At 63.1% G+C, this 15,925-nt stretch carries 15 protein-coding genes; 3 read left to right on the forward strand and 12 right to left on the reverse strand.

From position 1 onward, the window contains the following. Positions 1–20 precede the first annotated feature (20 nt). Positions 21–1,394, forward strand: a complete 1,374-nt coding sequence (locus FG91_RS12300) for an aspartate aminotransferase family protein (protein WP_037515262.1) — start codon at positions 21–23, stop codon at positions 1,392–1,394. 20 nt (positions 1,395–1,414) lie between these two features. After that, a complete protein-coding gene (locus FG91_RS12305) occupies positions 1,415–2,362 on the forward strand; it encodes a DUF808 domain-containing protein (RefSeq protein ID WP_037515263.1) in 948 nt (315 codons plus the stop codon). 95 nt (positions 2,363–2,457) lie between these two features. Here FG91_RS12305 and FG91_RS12310 read toward each other — a convergent pair whose 3' ends face one another. From FG91_RS12310 to FG91_RS12345, 8 genes are all read right to left on the reverse strand, one after another. Next, positions 2,458–3,588 carry an ABC transporter ATP-binding protein gene (locus tag FG91_RS12310; RefSeq protein ID WP_037515265.1) on the reverse strand — a complete coding sequence of 377 codons (1,131 nt, stop codon included), beginning with the start codon at positions 3,586–3,588 and terminating at the stop codon, positions 2,458–2,460. A 2-nt stretch (positions 3,589–3,590) separates the two neighbouring features. Then, on the reverse strand, positions 3,591–4,433 hold the full coding sequence (locus tag FG91_RS12315; protein WP_037515266.1) for an ABC transporter permease: 843 nt from the start codon (positions 4,431–4,433) through the stop codon (positions 3,591–3,593). Continuing rightward, entirely contained in the window at positions 4,433–5,338 is a 906-nt protein-coding gene (locus FG91_RS12320) for an ABC transporter permease (protein WP_037515267.1), read from the reverse strand. Before FG91_RS12320 ends, FG91_RS12315 begins: the two co-directional genes overlap by 1 nt. Before the next feature lie 23 nt (positions 5,339–5,361). After that, positions 5,362–6,468: an ABC transporter substrate-binding protein gene (locus FG91_RS12325; protein WP_052187539.1), complete on the reverse strand. Its 1,107-nt coding sequence runs from the start codon at positions 6,466–6,468 to the stop codon at positions 5,362–5,364. A gap of 92 nt (positions 6,469–6,560) precedes the next feature. Then, on the reverse strand, positions 6,561–7,952 hold the full coding sequence (locus tag FG91_RS12330) for a glutamine synthetase family protein (RefSeq protein WP_037515268.1): 1,392 nt from the start codon (positions 7,950–7,952) through the stop codon (positions 6,561–6,563). A 7-nt stretch (positions 7,953–7,959) separates the two neighbouring features. Further along, on the reverse strand, positions 7,960–9,303 hold the full coding sequence (locus tag FG91_RS12335) for an aspartate aminotransferase family protein (RefSeq protein ID WP_037515269.1): 1,344 nt from the start codon (positions 9,301–9,303) through the stop codon (positions 7,960–7,962). Then, a complete protein-coding gene (locus tag FG91_RS12340; protein ID WP_037515270.1) occupies positions 9,300–10,568 on the reverse strand; it encodes an NAD(P)/FAD-dependent oxidoreductase in 1,269 nt (422 codons plus the stop codon). The genes FG91_RS12335 and FG91_RS12340 overlap by 4 nt, the downstream gene beginning before the upstream one ends. 14 nt (positions 10,569–10,582) lie before the next feature. Beyond that, on the reverse strand, positions 10,583–11,929 hold the full coding sequence (locus tag FG91_RS12345) for a glutamine synthetase family protein (protein WP_037515271.1): 1,347 nt from the start codon (positions 11,927–11,929) through the stop codon (positions 10,583–10,585). Between the two features lie 241 nt (positions 11,930–12,170). On the opposite strand from FG91_RS12345, the gene FG91_RS12350 reads away from it, so the two are divergent. Then, positions 12,171–13,487, forward strand: coding sequence for an aspartate aminotransferase family protein (locus FG91_RS12350; RefSeq protein ID WP_037515272.1), 1,317 nt, complete (start codon positions 12,171–12,173; stop codon positions 13,485–13,487). Between the two features lie 12 nt (positions 13,488–13,499). On the opposite strand, the gene FG91_RS12355 is transcribed toward FG91_RS12350, so the two are convergent. From FG91_RS12355 to FG91_RS12370, 4 genes are all read right to left on the reverse strand, one after another. Continuing rightward, complete coding sequence (locus FG91_RS12355; protein WP_037515273.1) at positions 13,500–13,712, reverse strand: hypothetical protein; 213 nt, start codon at positions 13,710–13,712, stop codon at positions 13,500–13,502. A 229-nt stretch (positions 13,713–13,941) separates the two neighbouring features. Beyond that, complete coding sequence (gene infA, locus FG91_RS12360) at positions 13,942–14,205, reverse strand: translation initiation factor IF-1 (protein ID WP_037515274.1); 264 nt, start codon at positions 14,203–14,205, stop codon at positions 13,942–13,944. A gap of 4 nt (positions 14,206–14,209) precedes the next feature. Beyond that, positions 14,210–14,416, reverse strand: coding sequence for a cold-shock protein (locus FG91_RS12365; RefSeq protein ID WP_037515275.1), 207 nt, complete (start codon positions 14,414–14,416; stop codon positions 14,210–14,212). Positions 14,417–14,594: 178 nt separating this feature from the next. After that, a complete protein-coding gene (locus tag FG91_RS12370) occupies positions 14,595–15,827 on the reverse strand; it encodes an ATP-binding protein (RefSeq protein ID WP_037515496.1) in 1,233 nt (410 codons plus the stop codon). Positions 15,828–15,925: the final 98 nt, after the last annotated feature.

Genomic DNA, 15,925 nt, shown 5'->3' on the forward strand with positions numbered 1-15,925 from the left:
ATGAATTCAGGAGTTTTTCCATGCCCCGCAATCACGACATCGCCGAACTGCGCCGCCTCGACGTCGCACACCACCTTCCCGCCCAGGCCGACTGGGCCGAAATCGAAAAGCTCGGCGGCAGCCGCATCATCACCCACGCCGAGGGCTGCTATATCCACGACGGTGACGGCCACCGCATCCTCGACGGGATGGCGGGCCTGTGGTGCGTCAACGTCGGTTACGGCCGCGAGGAGCTGGTCGAGGCGGCGGCAGCGCAGATGCGCGAGCTCCCCTTCTACAATACCTTCTTCAAGACCGCGACGCCGCCGACGGTGACACTCGCGGCCAAGATTGCGAGCCTGACCGGCAGCCGCCTGCCGCACGTGTTTTTCAACGCCTCGGGCAGCGAAGCGAACGACACGGTATTCCGCATGGTCCGGCACTATTGGAAGCTGAAGGGCGAGCCTAATCGCACGGTCTTTATCAGCCGCTGGAACGCCTATCATGGCTCGACCGTCGCGGGCGTCTCGCTCGGGGGCATGAAGGCGATGCACGCGCAGGGCGACCTGCCGATCCCCGGCGTCGAGCATGTCCGCCAGCCCTATGCCTATGGCGAAGGGCAGGGGATGACCGAGGAGGAGTTCTGCGATGCGTGCGTAAAGGCGATCGAGGACAAGATCATCGAGGTCGGCCCCGAAAATTGCGCTGCCTTCATTGGCGAACCCGTGCAGGGCGCGGGCGGCGTGATCATCCCGCCGAAGGGCTATTGGCCCAAGGTCGAGGCCGTGGCGCGCAAATATGGCCTGCTGGTCGTCGCCGACGAGGTGATCTGCGGGTTCGGGCGTACGGGGAAGATGTGGGGGCATGAGACGATGGGCTTCACCCCCGACCTGATGCCGATGGCGAAGGGGCTGTCGTCGGGCTATCTGCCGATCTCGGCCACGGCGGTCGCGGCGCATGTCGTCGAGGTGCTCAAGACCGGCGGCGATTTCGTCCATGGCTTCACCTATTCGGGGCACCCGGTCGCGGCGGCGGTCGCGCTCAAGAATATCGAGATCATCGAACGCGAGGGCCTGGTCGAGCGCACCGGCAGCGTTACCGGCCCGCATCTTGCGAAAGCACTTGCGACATTGAACGATCATCCGTTGGTTGGCGAAGCGCGTTCGGTCGGCCTGCTCGGCGCGGTCGAGATCGTTGCCGACAAGGAAACGCGCGCGCGCTTTGGCGGGGCTGAGGGCACGGCGGGGCCGAGGGCGCGCGACGCGTGCATCGCGAACGGTCTGATGGTCCGCGGCATCCGCGACAGTCTGGTCATGTGCCCGCCGCTGATCATCACCACCGAGCAGATCGATGAGATGGTTGCCATCATCCGCAAATCTCTCGATGAGGTGCTGCCGAAACTCCGCGCGCTCTAAACAGGAAAGACCAAGACCTTATGCCCTCCGGCCTTTTTGCCCTGCTCGACGATATTGCGACGATCGCCAAGGTCGCCGCGGCGAGCATCGACGATATCGGCGCCGCGGCGTCGAAGGCCGGGGTCAAAGCGGCGGGGGTGGTGGTCGACGATACCGCGGTGACCCCGCGTTATGTCACCGGCTTCACCCCCGACCGCGAGCTGCCGATAATCTGGCGGATCACCAAGGGATCGATTTTCAACAAGCTGGTGCTGATCCTGCCGGCGCTGCTCCTGTTGTCGACCTTCGTCCCGTGGGCGATCACCCCGCTGCTGATGATCGGCGGCGCCTATCTCTGCTTCGAAGGCGCCGAAAAGGTGCTGCACTCGCTGCAGAAGGATAAGACGAGCCTTGCTGAGGACGCCGAGATCGTTGCCGATCAAGACCATGAAGAGGCGATGGTGAAGGGCGCGGTGCGCACCGACTTCATCCTGTCGGCCGAGATCATGGTGATCGCATTGAACGAGGTGCTGGACGAGCATTTCGCGATGCGCGCCGCGACGCTCGCGGTGGTCGCGATCGCGATCACGGTCGCCGTCTATGGCGTTGTCGGGCTGATCGTGAAGATGGACGATATAGGCCTGCATATGGCGAAGGAAGGCAACAGTGCGCGCCGCGCGGTCGGGCGCGGGCTGGTTGCTTTTATGCCGAAGCTGCTCTCGGCACTCGCGCTGATAGGCACCGCGGCGATGCTGTGGGTTGGCGGGCAGATTTTCATTCATGGCCTCGACGAATATCATATCGGCAATATCGGCCATGGCCTCCACGATTTCGCGCATGCAGTTGCCGGCAACCTGCCGGGTGCCGGCGTTTGGGAATGGCTTATCAATGCAGGTGGCGCGGGCGTATTCGGGCTGCTGCTTGGCGGCGTGATCGTTGGCGTGCTGCATCTGCTGCCGGGGAAGACAAAGGAAGCGGGCGCCCACTAAATTCGTCAGCCCGGACTTGATCCGGGGTCCATGACTTCGAAGCTGCGGTGGATCCCGGATCAAGTCCGGGGTGACGAATAGAGGAAACCAGTCAGTTACCCCAGCAAGACCACCGGGCTGTCCGCCCGCCAGTGCATGCTGACCTTGTCGCCCCAGGTAAAATCGTCCTGGTCGTGGCGCGACAGGTTCGGGCGCGATACGCGGAGGCACGCGCCCGATTCCAGCTCGATCTCGAACAGGGTGATATCGCCGAGATAGCTCATCCCTTTGATCTTGCCGCGCGCGAAATTGTAGCCGTCGGGCGCATCTTGCGCAGCCGCTTTGACGGCTTTCCCTTCGCCGGGAACGTGGAGATAGATTTTCTCGGGACGCAGCGCGATCCCCACATCGGCGCCGTGCGGTCCGGTGACGCCGTGGTTCAGATAGACTTTGCCGAGCCCGGGGCAATCGACCGCGGCCTTGTCGGGGTCGTCGAGCGTCAGCTTGCCCTCGAAGATGTTCACCGATCCGACGAAATCGGCGACGAAGCGGTTGGCGGGATATTCGTAGAGGTCGGACGGCGTCGCGAGCTGCGCTACCTCGCCCTTGTTAATGACACCGATCCTGCAGGCCATCGACAACGCCTCGTCCTGATCATGGGTGACGGTGACGAAGGTGATGCCGACCTTTTTCTGCAGGTCCGACAGCTCGAACTGCATCTGCGCGCGCAGCTTCGCATCGAGCGCCGAGAGCGGTTCGTCGAGCAGCAGCACCTTGGGGCGCATCACGAGGCTGCGCGCGAGCGCGACGCGCTGGCGTTGGCCGCCCGACATCTGGTCGGGCATCCGCGTCTCGAACCCGCCGAGCTTGACCAGTTCGAGCGCCTCGGCAACGCGATCCTTGATCTCGCTGCCCTTCACCCCCGCAATCTTCAGGCCATAAGCGACATTGTCGGCGACGCTCATGTGCGGAAACACGGCGTAGCTCTGGAAGACCATGTTCACCGGGCGCTTGTTCGGCGGGATGCCCGCCATATCCTGCCCGTCGATCAATATCTTGCCTTCGGACGGCAGCTCGAAGCCCGCGATCATCCGCAGCAGCGTCGTCTTGCCGCACCCCGACGGGCCAAGCAGTACGAAGAATTCACCCGCATTGATGTCGAGGGTGACATTGTCGACCGCGGTCACCTTGCCGAAGCGTTTCGAGACGTTCTGGATCTGGATGATCGGGCGTGCGGTTTCGGTCATGGTCAGTGGGTTTCCGCAATGGCTTTCACGCCCTGAAGTTTGAGCGCGACGAAGGTCAGGGCGACGGTGAGGATGATGAGCAGCGTCGAGGCGGCGTTCACCTCGGGCGTCACCGAGAAGCGGACCATCGAATAGACCTTCACCGGGAAGGTGATCGTGTCGGGGCCGCTGGTGAAATAGGTGATGACGAAATCGTCGAGGCTGAGCGTGAACGACAGCAAGGCGCCGGCGACGAGCGCGGGCTTGATATGCGGGATCAGCACGTCGCGGAACACCTGCCATTCGCTGGCACCCAGATCCTTCGCGGCTTCTTCCTGCTCGCGGTTGAAGGTCGCGAGGCGCGAGCGCACGACCATCGTCACAAAGGGGAAGCAGAAGGTGATGTGCGCGACGGTGATCGCGCCGAGGTTGAACGGCCAGATCAGGTCGGTCGGCCAGTTCACCGCGGCGAAAAACATCAGGAAAGCCACGCCAAGGCAGATTTCGGGAACGATGATCGGCAGCGAGATCGTGCCGTCGACCGCGCTTTTGAGCGGGAAGCGGAAGCGCCACAGCATCACCGCGGCGACCGCGCCGAGCACGAGGCTGACGATCGTTGCCAACGCCGCGATCGTCAGCGAATTGATCAGCGCTTCGACGAGCTGGTCGTTGCCGAGCGCCTTTTCATAATATTTGGTCGTGAAACCGCGCCACACGACGTTGCGCTTGCTGTCGTTGAAGCTGAAGATCATCAGCACGATTAGCGGCGCATAGAGGAAGACCATCACCGCGCCGACCCAGAGGCGCATCCACAGGGTGCGGCTATATTCGAGCGGTGCTACAGGCGTGCGGGCGAAGAGAGCCATCAGCGGACCTCGGGCACTTTTTTGCGCATCGACTGGATCGCGATCAGCGCGAACATCGCGTATATCAGCAAGAATGAGAGCGCGGCGCCGAAGGGCCAGTCGTTCGCTTTCTTGAACTGGCGCTCGATGACGTTGGCGATCATCTGGCTGTCGGTCCCGCCCATCAGGTCGGGCGTGAGATAGGCGCCGAGCGCGGGGATCAGCGTGATCATCACGCCGGCAACGATACCCGGCGCGGCGAGCGGCACGACGATGCGCATGATCGTGCGGAAATGCCCCGCGCCGAGGTCGAGGCTCGCTTCGATCAGGCTGCGGTCGAGGCGGTCGAGCGCGGCGTAGAGCGGAAGGACCATGAAGGGCAGGTGGACGTAGACGAGCCCGAAGACGACCGCGAAATTGTTGAAGAGCAGCTGCACCGGCTCCCATGTCGGGAGCGGCTGGAGCCCGACCAGCGTTTTGATCCAGCTCGTTCCCTCCCACAAGGCGCCAAGCCCTTTGTTGGCGAAGCCCTGCGTGCCGAGAAGCATCATCAGCGCATAGGTACGGATGAGCAAATTGGTCCAGAAGGGCAGCATGATGCCGAGCAGCAGCCACGGCCGCCATTTCTCGCTGGCGAAGGTGATTGCCATCGCGACAGGAAAGCCGATGATCAGGCAGATCAGGGTGACGAGCGCCGCGACCGCGAAACTCTTGCCGAAAATGGTCAGGTACAGCCACTCGGTCGCGCGCTTGTAATTGTCGAGCGTGCCCGAAATGTCGATTTCGGTCAGCCCCTTGTTCTCGCCGAAGCTGTAGAGCCAGACGATCGCCATGGGGACGAGGAAGAAGAGGATAATCCAGAACAGCGTCGGTAGCGATACCGCCGCAAAGACTCCCTTATTCGCTTTCCAGTCCTGTTCGGCCACCCCCCGATGCCCCCTTCAGACCGTCAGGCCGCCCGGACCCGCGTGAAGGCTTCCTCGTACAGCGGCTGCAACTCGGGATTGAAGCGCGCATATTCGCATTTCGCGAGCGCTTCGGGAGGCGGGAAGATCACCGGGTTGTTCTTGTAGCTGTCAGGCATCAACGCCTTTGCCGCCGCGTTGGGCGTCGGATAGAGGATCGTCTCGGTGATTTCCTTGTCGACATTGGCGTCGAGGATGTAGTTGATGAAGGCGTGCGCATTCTTCGGATGCGGCGCGCCCTTCGGGATGCACAGATTGTCCGAATTGAGCTGGCTGCCTTCCTTGGGCACAACGAAATCAATGTCGGCATCCTCGACCATCGCCTGCGCGATGTCGCCATTATATTCGAGCACGACGTCGACATCGCCCTTGAGCAGCAGATCCTGCCCGTCGTCCTCGTGGAACTTCTTCACATTGGGCTTTTGCTTGATCATCATCTTTTCGATCGTCGCAATGTCCGCCGGGGTCAGCGCGTTGACCGATTTGCCGAGATATTTTCCGTAGAGGCGGAACATGTCGCCGGCTTCCGACAGCCAGGCGATGCGCCCCGCATATTCGGGGCTGTCGAACAGGACCTTCCAGCTGTCGGGCTTTGCCGACACTTTCGATTTGCGGTAGCCGATGCCGAGCGCGAGCCAGGTGTAGGGCATCGAAAATTTGCGCTGCAGGTCATATTCGACGTTGATGTAGGCCGGATCGATATTCTTCTTGTTCGGGATTTGCGCATGGTCGAGCGGCAGCAGCATGCCGGCCTTGTGCATCCGTTCAACAAAATCGTTCGATGGCACGATCACGTCGTAGCCGGGGTTTCCCGCCTTGAATTTCGCGAATAGCACGTCGTTGCTGTCGAACAGGTCCATCGTGACGTCGACGCCCGTCGCTTCCTTGAAATTGTCGAGCGTATTCTCGCCGATATAGGTGTCCCAATTGTAGAAGTTGAGCTTGGCTTCCTCACCATTCGAGAGCTTCTTGCCGCCCTCCTTGCTGCACGCCGCCAGGCCGCCGAAGCTGATGCCGATTGCAGCGACCCCCATCGCTTGCAGAAGCGAGCGGCGCCCGCGGGTTTGCTTGATCAGTTCGAACGGATCCATGTCGCAGCCTCCCTGTATGTGACGTCAAGCTGACTCAATAAAGTCGGCTTGGAAAGAGCTTTTTTGCGCCGCACCAAGTTTCTTTGAAACTTTCATGCGTTGCGCAGATACCAATCGTAATCGAGCGTCGGGACGACGCCGAAATAGCGGTCCTGCTCGACGCGCTTCACGATGCTGAACATGTCGACGAAACGGGTGCCGAGATAGTCGCGCATCAGCTTCGACGCATGGAAGCGGTCGACCGCGGCGAACCAGTTCGACGGCGGCTTGTCGTCGCCGCTGTTGTCGCGGTCGTAGCCATTGCCGACGACCGCCGTGCCGGGATCGATCGTGTTCGTCATGCCGTGGTGCATGCCCGCAAGGACCGCCGCGACCGCAAGATAGGGGTTGGCATCGGCGCCGCACGCGCGATGCTCGACATGGCGGCTCGGTGGTGGGCCGGCGGGGATGCGGAAGGATACGGTGCGGTTGTTGACGCCCCAGGTCGGCGCGACGGGGGCATAGCTGTTCGCCTTGAAGCGGCGATAGCTGTTCGCGTGCGGCGCGAAGAGCGCAAACGCGTCGCCGACGGTGCCGATCATGCCGCCGATCGCGTGACGCAGCGCGGGCGTGCCTTCGGGATCGTCGCTGGCGAAGATGTTGGTGTCCTTGCTGTCGTTGACCGACACATGGATGTGCATGCCGCTGCCCGCCTGCTCGGCGAAGGGTTTGGCCATGAAGGTGGCCTCGAGGCCATGTTGCTGCGCGATCGCCTTGACGAGCCTTTTGTACATGATCGCATCGTCGCACGCCCGCAGCGCATCGGGCTTGTGGCGCAGGGTGAGTTCAAACTGGCCCGGTGCGAATTCGGAGATCGCGCTTTCGAGCGGCAGGCCCTGAACGTCGGTCGCGGCATAGAGCGCATCGAAAAAGGGGCGGAAGTCGTCGAGTTCGCGCAGACCGTAAACCTCGACATTACGGGGCGTATCGCGGCTGTAGCCGGGGCGGGCGGGCCGGATGCCGCCATCGCGGGCGCGGCGCGGATCGACGAGGTAAAATTCGAGCTCGACGGCGAGCACAGGAGTTAGCCCGTCGGCGGTAAAGCGGTCGATCACGCCGCCAAGCACATGGCGGGGATCGAGATCGTGCGGCGTGCCGTCGAGCTCGTAGAAATCGACGAGAAATTGCGCGGCGTTGTCGCCGCCCCATGGGGTGCGGACGAGCGTGCCGGGGATCGGCTTCATCGAGCGATCGGCGTCGCCATCCTCCCAGACAAGGCCGGTTTCGACCGTGTCCTGCCCGGTGATATCGACAACCGTGATCGAGCCCGGGAACATGCGCCCGCTCTCATACACGGCGAGCACCTCGTGCTGGCGCAGCCGCTTACCGCGCGGCACGCCGCCGAAGTCGGTGTAGATCATCTCGATCGAATCGACCTCGGGGTTCGCCTTGAAAAAGGCTTCCGCCTCCGCACGGCCCGCGATCACGCCCGATGACTTCGACATCGCCCCACTACTCCTTCAATGCACACACGCAGTCGGCGAATGCGCCGACCAGCCGGTCGATCTGGTCGTCCGCGGTAACCGGGCTCACCAACATCATATTGTGAAACGGCGCCAGCAAAATCCCGCGCGTTGCGAGGAAGAGGTGGGTCGCCGCTTCGAGTTCGGGATGCATCGCCGCCTTCGCCTCGCCGCCGTTGCGGGGCGGGGTGGGGCAGGTGAGGAATTCGACGCGGGCGCCGACCTGGGTGACGTGCCAGTCGAGATTGGCGGCGGCGATTTCCTGCTCCAGCCCGGCAACGAGCCGCGCCGCTCCGCACAGCATGCGATCATAGGCGGCGGACGTGATGACGTCGGACAGCATCGCATCCATCGCGGTGATGGCGAGCGCGTTGGCGGAGAGCGTCGTCCCGATCCCGCTGTGGCCGGCGGGGCGTGAAGCGTTGAGCGCCGCCATTCGATCGGCGACTGCTGCCGAAAATCCATAGACTGCGCAGGGAACGCCGCCGCCGATCGACTTGCCGACGACGATCAGGTCGGGTGCGGGGCCGTGCGTGACGCCATGGCCGCCATATCCCGAGGAAATGGTATGCGTTTCGTCGAAGATCAGCAAAGTGCCGGTCTCGTCGCAAAGTCGGCGGAGCGTCGCCAGAAAGCCCGGCGCATCGCGCACCATGCCGACGTTGGTCATCACGGGCTCGGCGAGCACGCACGCGATGTCGCCGCCGCGCAGCGCCGTCGCCAGTGCCGGCTCGTCATTGAACTCGATTACCGTGGTGGTGTCGCATAAGTCGTGGACCTGTCCGACCAGGCTGGCCCGCATAGTGGGCGCGCCGCCCTTCAGGTCGACAAAGGCGTCATCGACCGCGCCATGATAGGCGCCATTGAAAGTCAGGATTTTGGGGCGCCCGCTGATCCCGCGGCACCAGCGGATCACGGCGCGATTGGCTTCGCTGGCGGTCGTCGTGACCTGCCATAAAGGCAGGCCGAACATCGCCGCGAGCCGCTGCGACAGCGCCGCGCCGCGCTCGGTCGGAAGCATATAGCTCAGCCCTTCGGCCGCCTGCTTCGCGAGCGCAGCGGCGAGCGCGGGCGGCGAATGGCCGAACAGGCTCGCCGTGTCGCCGAGGCAGAAATCGTCGTAGCGCTGCCCGTCGATGCTCGTCAGCGTCGCGTCTTTCGCCGATGCGGCGACGATCGGCACGGGGCTGGACCAGTCACGCATCCAGTGGAAGGGGACCGACTGGAACCAGCCCTTCGCGGCCGCGTGATGCGCAAAAGCGCGCGGACTGGCGGCGCGGAAACGTTCGGCCTCACGGCTCGCGACGCGGGCGATGGCGGCGCCCGATATCACCCGAGCTTGTCCTTCATCGCATAGTAGAGCAGCCCGAGCGTTGCGAGCGGCTGGCGTAGCCATTTGCCGCCGGGGAAAGGCTTCGAAGGAAGGTTCGCCAGCACGTCGAAGCGTTCGGCGGTCCCCGCCATCGCCTCGGCAATCAATTCGCCCGCCAACGTCGTGACCAGAGCGCCGTGCCCCGAAAAGCCGTGCGCGTAAAAGACATTCCCGCGCCGCCCGATATGCGGCAGGCGGTTCATCGTCACCGCGACCGCGCCGCCCCAGCCATAGTCGATTTTCGCATCGGCGACCTGCGGAAAGACCTCCGCCATGAAGGGCCGGACGAAAGCCGCGATATCGCGCGGCGGGGTCTGCGAGTAACGCTCGCCGCCGCCGAAAATCAGGCGTTTGTCGGCCGACAGGCGGAAATAGTTGAGCACGAAGCGGCTGTCGGCGACGGCGGCGTCGCTCGGTAACAGTGCGTCGGCGTTCGTGAGCGGCGCGGTCGCGATGTTATAGTTCATAATCGGCACGGTGTAGCGGCCGAGGTCGGGCTCGACTTCGCCGATCCAGCTATCGGTGGCGTCGATGACAAAGCGCGCGGCGACATGCGCTTGGTCGGTCATCACGCCGAGGCCATCGGGCGTATCGGTGATCCTGTGTGCGCTCTGACCTTCCCAGATGCAGACGCCCTCTGCTTCGGCCGCCCGTGCAAGGCCGATCGCATAGTTCAGCGGATGGAAATGCCCGCCCTGCGGATCGTGGATGCCGCCGTGGTAAAGCGGGCTGGCGATATGCGCGCCCATGTCGTTCTTCTCGATGACGTGGCTCGGGTAGGCAAAGCGCGTCGCCAGAAACTCGGCCTCGCGCTTCATCGCGTCGAAATCCTTCGGCGTCCACGCGGACTCGAGATGTCCGGCTTTCAGGTCGCAATTGATGCGATGTTTTTCGATGCGCGCTTTCACGGGATTCGCGCGCCAGCACAGGTCGAACAGCGCATCGGCGCGGTCGCGGCCGAATTCGCCCTCAAGCTCGGACGCCGACCAGCGAAGGCCGGGGATCAATTGTCCGCCGTTACGGCCCGACGCACCGAAGCCGACATGTTCGCGCTCGATCAGGATCACCGAAAAGCCGCGCTCGGCGCAGGCGAGGGCAGCGGACAGCCCCGTGAAGCCGCCGCCGATGACTGCGACATCGAACGAAAGCTCTTCACTTATTTCATATGTCGAACGCCACCGATGCGCGGTCGCGGCATAATAGCTGTTGGCGAGCGGGTCGGTCATGGCCAGGGTGCGGGTCAGACCCGCATCAACAGATGTTCGCGTTCCCAGCTCGACACGACCGACTGGTAGTTGAACAGCTCATAATCCTTCACCGCAAAGAAGATTTCGAAGAAGTCGTCGCCAAGCAGATTGCGAACCTTCTTGCACGAAGCGAAACGATCGAGCGCGGCTTCGAGTGTGCGCGGCAGGGTGCGGGCGCGGTTGTAGGCGCTGCCGGCGATCGGCTTGGCGGGCACCATCCGATCGACCATCCCGATATAGCCGCAGATCAGCGAGGCGGCGATCGCGAGATAGGGGTTGCTGTCGGCGCCGGGCAGGCGGTTTTCGACGCGGCGGTTGTTCTTGTCGGAGATCGGAACGCGGAAGCCGCACGAGCGATTATCCTCGCCCCACTGGACGTTGATCGGCGCCGCGCTGTCAGGACGCATGCGGCGGAAACTGTTCACATTGGGCGCCCATAGCGGCGAGATTTGCGGCATGTAGCGCACGAGTCCGGCGATATAGCTGCGGAACATCGCGCTATCGCGGCCGTTGGCGACCGAAAACAGATTCTTGCCGGTCACCGCATCGACGACCGACTGGTGGATATGCATCGCGCTGCCCGGCTGCCCCGCCATCGGGTTCGCCATGAAGGTCGCGTAGACGTCGTGCTGCTTTGCGACATTGCGCACGACGCGCTTGAACAGGAAGACCTCGTCGGCGAGGCGCAGCGGGTCGCCATGTTCGAAATTGACCTCGAGCTGCGCGGCGCCCATTTCGTGGATCATCGTGTCGATATCGAGCCCCATCAGCTCGCAATCGTCATAGATATGATCGATGATATCCTCATATTCGTTCATTGCCTCGAGCCCATAGGGCTGGCTCGCGGTTTCGCTGCGTCCCGACTGGCCGACGGGCGGGGTCAACGGGAAATCGGGGTCGGCGTTCTGCGAGACGAGGTAGAATTCGACCTCGGGCGCGATGATCGGCTTCCAGCCCTTTTCGGCGTAGAGGCCGAGCACCTTTTTCAGGATGGTGCGCGGGGCGATATCGACCTCGGTCCCGTCGCCGTTGAACGCATCGGCGATCACGAAGGCGGTGGGCGAGGTGAAGCCCGGCGCGACGCAGATCGTGGTCGGGTCAGCGATCAATATCTTGTCGGGATCCTTGTCCCAGATATCGTCGATATCCTCGGGATAATGACCGTCGATCGTGCAGATGAAGACGCTGCCCGGGATGCGCAGCGACTTGTCCTTCACCGATGACAGGAACTTCTTGGCCGGCAGCACCTTGCCGCGCTGGACCCCGTTGATGTCGGGGACGATACATTCGACTTCGTCGATTTTATGGTCGCTGATCCATTGTTCCAGATTGACTGACATGCGCCCCCGATTGGGCCGAGGCTCGGCCCGTCTGTGGAAAGGGCAGCGTATCGCAAGGTTGGACGAAGCGCCAGAGGGGGCGGTTATCCGCCCATCTTCGGTATCATTTCATGCCGGATTCTTTGCTTGCGCGAAATCGGCGCCCCGTCATCTTCGTCATACTGGACTTGACCCTGCATCCGCCGCATCCTCGGCGCCGCGCGATAGTCGCATTTGAATATGCTGGAAGGAGAGTGAGGCGATGCGGGGAGAAAACGACCATCTAGCGTCCTTCTGGATGCCGTTTACCGCCAACCGCGCGTATAAGGCGAACCCGCGCCAGCTCGTCTCCGCGAGCGGCATGCATTACCAAAGCGCCGATGGGCGGACGATTCTCGATGGCACGTCGGGCCTCTGGTGCAGCAATGCGGGGCATTGCCGGCCCGAGATCACCGAAGCCATCGCCAATGCCGCGGCGACGCTCGATTTTGCGCCGACTTTCCAGCTGGGTCACCCATTGCCGTTCGAACTGGCGCAGCGGCTTGCCGCGCTGATGCCCGACGGGCTCGATCGGATATTCTTTACCAACAGCGGTTCTGAATCGGTTGATACGGCGCTGAAAATTGCACTCAATATCCAGCGGGCCAGGGGGCAGGGAACGCGGACGCGGCTGATCGGGCGCGAGCGTGGCTATCATGGCACGGGCTTTGGCGGGATCAGCGTCGGCGGCCTCGTCAACAACCGCCGCACCTTCGGTGGCGGGCTGCCCGGCGTCGACCATATTCGCCACACGCACGACATCGAACGCAACGCCTTCGCGCGTGGTTTTCCGCAGCATGGCGCGGAACTGGCGGACGATCTCCAGCGGCTGGTCGACCTGCACGGCGCCGACACGATCGCGGCGGTGATCGTCGAGCCGATGGCGGGCTCGACCGGGGTGCTTGTGCCGCCGGTCGGCTATCTTCGGCGCCTGCGCGAAATCTGCGACAAGCACGGTATCATCCTGATCTTTGACGAGGTCATAACCGCGTTCGGCCGAGTGGGCGGCGCGACCGCGGCGGGGACCTGGGGTGTGACGCCCGACATCATCACGATGGCAAAGGGGCTGACCAACGCGGCGGTGCCGATGGGCGCGGTCGCGGTGAAACGCGACCTCCACGATGCGGTGATCGACAGCGTGCCCGGTGGGATCGAGCTGTTCCACGGCTACACCTATTCGGGGCATCCGCTTGCGAGCGCCGCAGGGCTTGCGACGCTCGATCTTTATGCGCGCGATGGCCTGTTCGACCGCGCGACCGAACTCGGCAGCTATTGGGAGGACGCGGCGCACGGCCTGAAAGGCGCGCGCCATGTCATCGATATTCGCACGATCGGGCTGGTTGCGGGCATCGAACTCGAGCCGCGTGCAGGAGCGCCGACGGCGCGCGCGATGGAACTGTTCCACGCCTGCTTCGACAATGGTTTGCTTGTTCGCGCGACGGGCGACATCATTGCGCTATCGCCGCCGCTGATCGTCGAAAAGACGCAGATTGACGAGATGTTCGGGAAGATTGCCGAATTGCTGGGCCGCATCGACTGACGGGAATAGCCGTCAGTCGGCGGCGACGTTGGCTTCCGCCTTGGCGGCTGCCGCCGCGACTTGCCGCGCGCGCGTGGCTTCGGTCTGGATCAGCCGCTCGGCCATCGTGCGCCACGCCTGTTCGGCGCGCAGATTGCGGTCGCGGACTTGCGACAATGTGCTTTCCGCCGCGTCGGCCGCGCATTTGTCTGCCTGGATCAGGTAGAAATCGCTGGTGTTCGACATGGCGGAAATCCTTAGGGTTAGGGTGTTGAAGGTCGGTTTGAACCGGAGAGGTCAGTCGACCATTTGGGCGATCAGGCGGCGAAGTTCGCGCCGCGTCAGCGTCGGCGATCGCCGCGCTGGCTTTTCGGCCCGCGCATCGATCGCGGAATAGGGCCGAAGAAGGGAGGGAAATGCATTCAAATTAAAGTTCATAATATCCTGTAATCATTGTTTTGTTCTGGTTGGGTATTCAGCGTCGATTGCCCTTGCGGGGGCCGCCTCCGGCCGGACCGGCGCCGCGATCGCGATAAACGATGCGGCCCTTGGTGAGGTCGTAAGGCGTCATTTCGACGCGTACGGCGTCGCCTACGACCGACCGGATGCGAAAACGTCGCATCCGGCCTGCCGTGTAAGCGATGATCCGATGATCATTTTCCAGAATGACGCCGAAGCGTCCGTCGGGAAGGATTTCATCGATCTGGCCGTCGAGGGTCAGTAGTTCCTCTTTGGCCAAAAGATCAGGCCGACTGGATGTTGACAGCGGCGGTTTTGCCGCGCTGGTCGGTTTCCAGATCATAGGAAACGCGCTGATCCTTGTTCAGCGTCGTCATCCCGGCGCGTTCGAGGGCGGTGATGTGGACGAAATTGTCGCCCGAACCGTCTTCGTTCGCGATGAAGCCATAACCTTTTTCGGTGTTGAAGAATTTTACGGTGCCGATCGGCATGGGGTCGTTCCTTTCACGGAATCGGATTTACCACCGGCCATATGCCGATGGCGCCAGGTAGCGTGAGGATGGAAGTGTCCGCCAATCAGGCAAAAAAATCCGTCGTAGGCGACGATAGCCTGCTGAAGATGGGGCTTGAGCTATGAAAAGTCAAGGATAGGCTTGGATTCGCGCGCCGTCATGCCTGCGCGAGCAGGGGAAAGGCCACCGAAACGCGCGTGCCTTTGCCGACTTCGCTGTCGATGTCGAGCTGTCCCTGATGACGCTCGCTGATGTGTTTGACGATGGCGAGGCCGAGACCCGTGCCGCCCACCGAACGGCTGCGCGCTTCGTCGACGCGATAGAAGCGTTCGGTCAGGCGCGGCAGATGATCGGGCGCGATGCCGTCGCCCTGATCGCTGACCGCAAGCCGCACACGGCCGCCCTCGCGCACCAGTTCGACCGTTACCGGCGTTCCCGCGTGGCCGTACTTCATCGCGTTCGAAATGATATTGTGCGCGAGCTGCCCCAACTGCGCCTCGTCGCCGAGCACCGGTTGCGGGGCGTCGCCCAGCCGGGCGACGATGTCTTTGGTGCGCGGCTGTTCGCTATCGCACAATTGCGCGATCGTGGTCTGGACGATGACGGCCAGATCGACCGGCGTTGTTGGGCGGCGAAAACGGTCGGCCTCGACGCGCGAAATCGACAGAAGGTCGATGACGAGCTGCTGCATCCGCCGCGCTTCGCGATCGATGATCGACAGAAAGCGATTGCGCGTCGGCGCGTCGGCCTCGCCGTTCATTTCCTGGAGCGTTTCGACATAGCCGAGGATCGCGGCGAGCGGCGTGCGCAGTTCGTGGCTGGCGTTGGCCACAAAGTCGGATCGCATGCGGTCGGCGGCGTCGATCGCCGACCGGTCGGACAGGAAGATGATATATTCGCTGCCCGACAGCGCGGCGATGCGCATCGTCCAGCGCTGGCCGGGGCGCGGAAAATCGATCAGATTGACCGTTTCGAGAGGGTCTTGCCCGTCGATCCGTGACAGCCAGTCGGTCGCCGCGGGATGGCGGATCGCGGTGCGGACGTCGGCGCCGACGATGTGCCGGCCCAGCAACCGGATCGCGGCGTCGTTGGCGATGGTGACGATATTGTCGGCGGTGCCGATCAAGGGCTCCTTTTCCTGATCGACCCAATGGGCAAAATCGGGATGGCGGAGCAAGGAGACGGGCGGGGCGGGCGCGGTTTCGGGGGTGACGCCCTTCGCGTCGGGCAAGGCGACCGGAAGCGCGCTGTAGACGGTGGCGGCGGCGAGAAAGCCTGCGAGCACCATTATGGCGATCGACAGCGGGTCGCCGCCGGTCAGCGTGGCGAAAATCGCCGCGATGGCGACCAGCGTCAAAGCGATGACCAGGCTGGAAAGGCGATCGAACATCGCCATTGCGCCTCGCACGAAGCGGTGATGGTGCGCAAGGATGTTTACGGCAATTAACGTCCTGGCCGCGAATGTCCCAAAGCGGGAAGGGCAAGGCG

The sequence above is a fragment of the Sphingopyxis sp. LC81 genome (assembly GCF_000756375.1).
In the GTDB taxonomy this organism is placed as follows: domain Bacteria; phylum Pseudomonadota; class Alphaproteobacteria; order Sphingomonadales; family Sphingomonadaceae; genus Sphingopyxis.

Excerpts from the sequence above, each read along its gene's own strand:
- FG91_RS12300 (WP_037515262.1), top strand. The coding sequence starts at position 21 with ATGCCCCGCAATCACGACATCGCCGAACTGCGCCGCCTCGACGTCGCA.
- FG91_RS12305 (WP_037515263.1), top strand. The coding sequence starts at position 1,415 with ATGCCCTCCGGCCTTTTTGCCCTGCTCGACGATATTGCGACGATCGCC.
- FG91_RS12355 (WP_037515273.1), bottom strand. The coding sequence starts at position 13,712 with ATGTCGAACACCAGCGATTTCTACCTGATCCAGGCAGACAAATGCGCG.
- FG91_RS12330 (WP_037515268.1), bottom strand. The coding sequence starts at position 7,952 with ATGTCGAAGTCATCGGGCGTGATCGCGGGCCGTGCGGAGGCGGAAGCC.
- FG91_RS12345 (WP_037515271.1), bottom strand. The coding sequence starts at position 11,929 with ATGTCAGTCAATCTGGAACAATGGATCAGCGACCATAAAATCGACGAA.
- FG91_RS12325 (WP_052187539.1), bottom strand. The coding sequence starts at position 6,468 with ATGGATCCGTTCGAACTGATCAAGCAAACCCGCGGGCGCCGCTCGCTT.
- FG91_RS12370 (WP_037515496.1), bottom strand. The coding sequence starts at position 15,827 with ATGTTCGATCGCCTTTCCAGCCTGGTCATCGCTTTGACGCTGGTCGCC.
- FG91_RS12310 (WP_037515265.1), bottom strand. The coding sequence starts at position 3,588 with ATGACCGAAACCGCACGCCCGATCATCCAGATCCAGAACGTCTCGAAA.
- FG91_RS12340 (WP_037515270.1), bottom strand. The coding sequence starts at position 10,568 with ATGACCGACCCGCTCGCCAACAGCTATTATGCCGCGACCGCGCATCGG.
- FG91_RS12365 (WP_037515275.1), bottom strand. The coding sequence starts at position 14,416 with ATGCCGATCGGCACCGTAAAATTCTTCAACACCGAAAAAGGTTATGGC.
- FG91_RS12315 (WP_037515266.1), bottom strand. The coding sequence starts at position 4,433 with ATGGCTCTCTTCGCCCGCACGCCTGTAGCACCGCTCGAATATAGCCGC.
- FG91_RS12350 (WP_037515272.1), top strand. The coding sequence starts at position 12,171 with ATGCGGGGAGAAAACGACCATCTAGCGTCCTTCTGGATGCCGTTTACC.